Raw genomic sequence first — 5,061 nt, 5'->3', positions numbered from 1 at the left:
AGTCGTAGCGTGAAACGAGATCAAGTGCCTGTCCAATGTGCATAAAAAAATCCGGAAACGGGTGAGCATTTCCGGATTCTTACACAGCCACTGGATCGATCAACCGATCCTTAACTGATCGGCATTACCAGCCAGAGAGGGCGTTTTATATCTTTAACCCATGGAACACCCGGAGCAATACTTTCTCCAATAGTAAAACTTGCTACATTGAGGCGCTGCACCAACAGACTTGACGTTTCTCCGCCGGCAACGATGAACTTATTCACGCCAAACTGATTGAGCCTAATGGCTAACAAAGCAAATAAATTTTCAATTGCGCTGCCTGCAGCCTTTACCCCATAGCACGCCTGAATCGCTTTCACCTCTTCTGCTGAACATGTGGCATAGATCATCGGTGCCAACGGACCGGCATATTCCAGATACCAGTCAACAAGTTCTTGGATATAAGCGCTGCTATCGTTAATCGCACGCTCGACTTCGACCGCTCTGGCCGGGGCTAATTGTCGATAGTACTGAACCTGTTGATTTGTCATGACAGAACAACTCCCCGCCAGCACAATTGCTTTGCCTTCCATACCGGATACAACGACGTCTTTACTTAAGCCATTACCCGGATGAAGCATTGCCAGTGCGCCTGCTAGACCTGAACCTCCCGTCAGTAATACCCTGTCAGGTAGCGCCGCCGCCAGCGTAAGCAAGTCATCCTCTGTCACAGCATCAAGCACAGCGTAGTGCTTTCCCGCTTCTTCAAGCGACTGGAGACGTGCGCGGATGGCATCTTTGCCGGCATGCACACTGCTAAGCGGAACCAGTCCACAAGTTCCTGACGCTTGCTTCTCCATTACGCGCATCAAATTAGCATCTGTCATTGGCGTTAAGGGGTGATTCTGCATTCCCGATTCATTCAGCAACTGGCCATGAACAAACAAATGACCTGCTTCTACCGTCCTGCCGTTAACAGGCAAAGCCGGGCACAGTACCGCAAGGTTCAACTGCGTCAAGTGTAAAAGCATGTCGGTCACTGGGCCAATATTGCCTTCGGGTGTTGAATCAAAAGTGGAGCAATATTTGAAATAAAGGCGCTGGCATCCATGCTTGATGAGCCACTGAGCGGCCAGTCTGCACAACGTGGTTGCTTCTGATGACGGACAGGAACGGCTTTTTAAAGAAATTACGATAGCATCAAGCCCAGCAGTATCGAGCGTTTCTGAAGGGGTTCCATTCATTTGAATTACTTTCCACCCTGCCGTGGCCATAAAGCTTGCAATGTCAGTGGCCCCGGTAAAATCATCAGCGATAATACCCAATTTTAGCGTCATAAACCTTTCCCGTAATGTTGTTAATGGAGAGAATATTTTGAAAGATTTGCTTTCACAAAGATGGCCGATTTATCCTAATTCTGGGGATGACCGTAATCGCCGCTCTACAATTCTTTCATTGAAAAATATCAAATAGAAACTAAAAAAAGAATGCACACACCAGTGTGATCTTTTTGTTATAAGGGTCAGCGCCTATATAAAGTATCTGTTGGTATTTTTCCTATTAGGAAAAAATCATGTGCACCATTCATATGGTCACAATCATTTTGCGATTCCAGCACCTCGATGTGCTGACCACCCTTTCCAACCCAATTTAATTCAGCAATGCCCACATCCGGATCTGCGTGACTATTCTGCATATCTAGGTAACCTAGGAATTCCCCCGATGCTGTCAAATGAGCTCGGGCCGCAGACAGAAGCGCTGGATCCAGAGGTGAGCGGTGGTTGCGAGCTGAAAAGTATTAGCAACTTTTTAATAAAATTTGCTTCCAGATCGCAATTTCGTCAAATAAAGTATATTCGCGCCTGATGCCCCATGGACCAAATTCTGCATGGCTGATCCCCATAATATAAACATCCACGCCTGTTGGTACACCAAATGGCCCATACCCTTCATGCTTACCTTTTAATGACCAACGAATAGCAGCTCGTGGTGACATCATTAAATCTTCTTGTCCAATACAATGCTCTATCGTAAAGATTGCATTTGGAAAAGACGATCGTAATCCTAACCAAAACTCATCTATCTGTTCATGAGAAAGTGCGGTTTTTCCTTTCGGATATTCACCAACACACGCTCGATCATATTCTTGTGGGATCACGGAAAACTCTGCATCCATAATTTTATTGAGAACAGTTTTATAACGTTCTCCCCATGCATTATTATTTCCGACACCTTGATACGGACCTCTAATATCTATTTCCGGAGTGAATGGTTGCACACATTTTTCTGGCCCACCTTCTTGTTCAATAAGACGTTGAGCATATTCTTTGGATGTCATGCCCAGCTGACGAGCAATCGCACCCTGATCCCTAACTAACCATTCATCATTTATTTGATTATTCTTCGCATGGCAATCAGCTAAAATACGATACCCTAATTTAGTTCCGGTAGGGGCACCGTAAGCACCAAAACCTGTATGGGTTCCAGTTGAGTATAAACGATGTGAGGAAAGCATACCTTCCTCTGGTGTACCCGTCCAAATAACATCTTCTGCAAATAATTTTCGATCAGGTAATTCAGTCAACGTGGCCATTGTTGCACCGATAACCTTTTTATTACCTTTTACTACCGAGCTAGGGGATCTTACAATAATATCTGGAGCATAATAGTTGTTTAATGAACTAATAACTCTATCTTCCCAGATTTCTTTTGTTACTCCAATGATAAAATCAGGGAAATCTTTCCACTTATTATCAAAACCTTTCATAATACACTTCCTTCTATAAGTTGGTTTTATTGTAAAGCCAGGTGAACGGTATGTTTCTTTTCATTAAATACTTGGTACAGGCTAAATAAAATTATCAGAACACAACCGATTAATTGAGTAATGGTTAATGGCTCATTAAATATAAACCATGCGAAAAATAGAGTTGAAATAGGTTCGACATAAGAAATCGTTGCATATGTTACTGTTGAGAGGTTTTGTATTGCATAAATAGCACATGCCAAACCTAAAAAACCTGGAACGAAGCCAATGACCAGTAACCATAACCATTGACCAGAACTTAATGACATGATGTTATCAAGTGAAACAAAAGGAAAAATAACAATTGCACCAACTAACAACTGTACCCCAGAATGAACCAATAATGGTACGCCTTTCTTTGTTTCCTTATTGGTTAATATAAAACCCGCATAGCATAGCATTGCAATTATTGAGTATAGCGAATGGTATAAATCCATTGATATTTTATTATTGAAAATATTTAACACCATAAAGAAACCAATCAAAACACCACAAACTGAAGCATAAGAACTGCGCGTTATTTTTTCACCGCGAAATATCTGCGACAACATCATTGCTAATACAGGGGCCAAATACAATGTCATCACCGATACAATCAAACCAGCTATTTGAATTGATTGAATATAGAACAAAATAAATGAAGCCAATAATGCTCCAGACACAAGCATATTCACATCCGGTTTTCTAAAAAACAAACCTGCCTTATAAAAAGGAACGGTGAAAATCACAACAAATACACCACCTAATAACAGCCTAAAAAATGTTATTATTTCAGCATTCAGACCTAAAAACTTAGAAAATAAACCAATCGTTCCCATTGAAAAAGCGGCAATAACGGCAACAACAATTGAAATGTAATAGTTACTTATTTTTTTCATAGAATGCTACCTTTTTTTTCCTCATTATTTTAGTCCTCTCTTATACTAATTCAACATCGATGCATTCGAATGTAACTTTTCACCCTTTGATTAACGTGGAGATGAGCTCGCTAATCCGCTCAGGCTCCTCAAGGGGTGAAAAATGGCCACATTGTGGCAATAGTTCACATGTTGCATCACGGATATTCTCGGCCATCTCCCACTGAAGCTTCGGAGGGCATAAATGATCTTGTGTGCCTGCCGTAACCAAAGTAGGTACGTTGATAGAAGGCAGATCCGCGCGACTGTCGACACGATGCTGGACGGCTAATATCTGACGTTTGAAAATGGCTAGCCCTACCTCCTCCGCCATAGATACGATCGTGTTCTCAACGCTTGAGTTTTGATGACTTTTATATAAATAGTGGGGCAATAGTTGTTTACGCACAAACAGTCCAACCCCCATACCTTGTGCTGCATGAAGCTGTTCGGCCCGCATTGACCGATTAGCCAAGGGGTCCGGACGTGCATTTGTATCTATTAGCGCAAGATGAGTGATGCGATGCGGTGCCTGACGCCAGAGTTCAAAAGCCAGAATCCCGCCAAACGAAAATCCGGCCAGCGCAAATCTCGGAGGCGAAATATCCAGAATCTTTGCAGCTAGCGCTTCCATACTGTCCGCGAAACCGACATCCATGACTTGTGGCTGCGCGATGACTGACAGAGCTGCCAGCTGCGCACCCCACAGACGATGATCGCATAATGTTCCTGGCAAAAGCAGGATTGGATGCTTCATGTTCATTCCCGCAATTTTGCCAAACGGGAACCCGCTTCAGAGCGTATTAGCTGAATATCATTACCGGGGGTCAGCATATTCAGTCCCCTCTCTTTCATTGCGGAGGCCATCGCCATGTCGCCACAAAAAATCCCCACATACTTTTGTCTGGTCTGGCAACGTTCAACAATATGGCATATCGTCACACCCAGCTCCGCCGCTTCCCAGCTACCACCAGGATTGATGCCCATGCTGATTGCCAGATCGTTCGGACCGATATAAATGCCATCAAGCCCGGCAACATCAAGAATATCGTCAATGTTCTTTACCCCTTCAATGGTCTCGATCATCGCCAGAGTTAGTAGGGTATCGTTAGCAGCATCAAAATAATCGCTCCCTCCATAAAGCAGACCACGCGCTGGCCCATAGCTGCGGGCACCCAAAGGGGGATATCGACAGGCGCGAACAAAGCGTTCGGCATCCTGGCGATTATCTATCATGGGACAAATGATGCCATAGGCGCCCGAATCCAGGATTTTGTTAATGTCACCAAAACTGTTTTCGGCGCAGCGCACCAGCGGCATGGCATCCGTACTGGATATAGCCTGTAGAAGTGAAGGCACAACATCCATTCCAAATTG

5 protein-coding genes are annotated in these 5,061 nt (G+C 43.8%); all 5 read right to left on the bottom strand.

Annotated features, from left to right (window positions below):
• Positions 1-110: 110 nt before the first annotated feature.
• Entirely contained in the window at positions 111-1,319 is a 1,209-nt protein-coding gene (gene otnK, locus MUU51_RS00165) for a 3-oxo-tetronate kinase (RefSeq protein ID WP_258966849.1), read from the bottom strand.
• 461 nt (positions 1,320-1,780) lie between these two features.
• Positions 1,781-2,749 (bottom strand): nuclear transport factor 2 family protein, encoded by a 969-nt coding sequence (locus MUU51_RS00160; RefSeq protein WP_159776978.1) that lies wholly within the window; start codon positions 2,747-2,749, stop codon positions 1,781-1,783.
• Positions 2,750-2,775: 26 nt separating this feature from the next.
• Positions 2,776-3,666: a DMT family transporter gene (locus tag MUU51_RS00155; RefSeq protein ID WP_159776977.1), complete on the bottom strand. Its 891-nt coding sequence runs from the start codon at positions 3,664-3,666 to the stop codon at positions 2,776-2,778.
• 79 nt (positions 3,667-3,745) lie between these two features.
• Entirely contained in the window at positions 3,746-4,441 is a 696-nt protein-coding gene (locus tag MUU51_RS00150; protein ID WP_159776976.1) for an alpha/beta fold hydrolase, read from the bottom strand.
• Positions 4,442-4,443: 2 nt separating this feature from the next.
• Positions 4,444-5,061 (bottom strand): HpcH/HpaI aldolase family protein (locus MUU51_RS00145; protein ID WP_258966848.1); only part of this gene is annotated, 618 nt, incomplete at its 5' end.

The sequence above is a fragment of the Scandinavium manionii genome (assembly GCF_024764775.1).
Taxonomy (GTDB): Bacteria; Pseudomonadota; Gammaproteobacteria; order Enterobacterales; family Enterobacteriaceae; genus Scandinavium; species Scandinavium manionii.
This window is presented reverse-complemented; position numbering and strand designations above follow the sequence as displayed.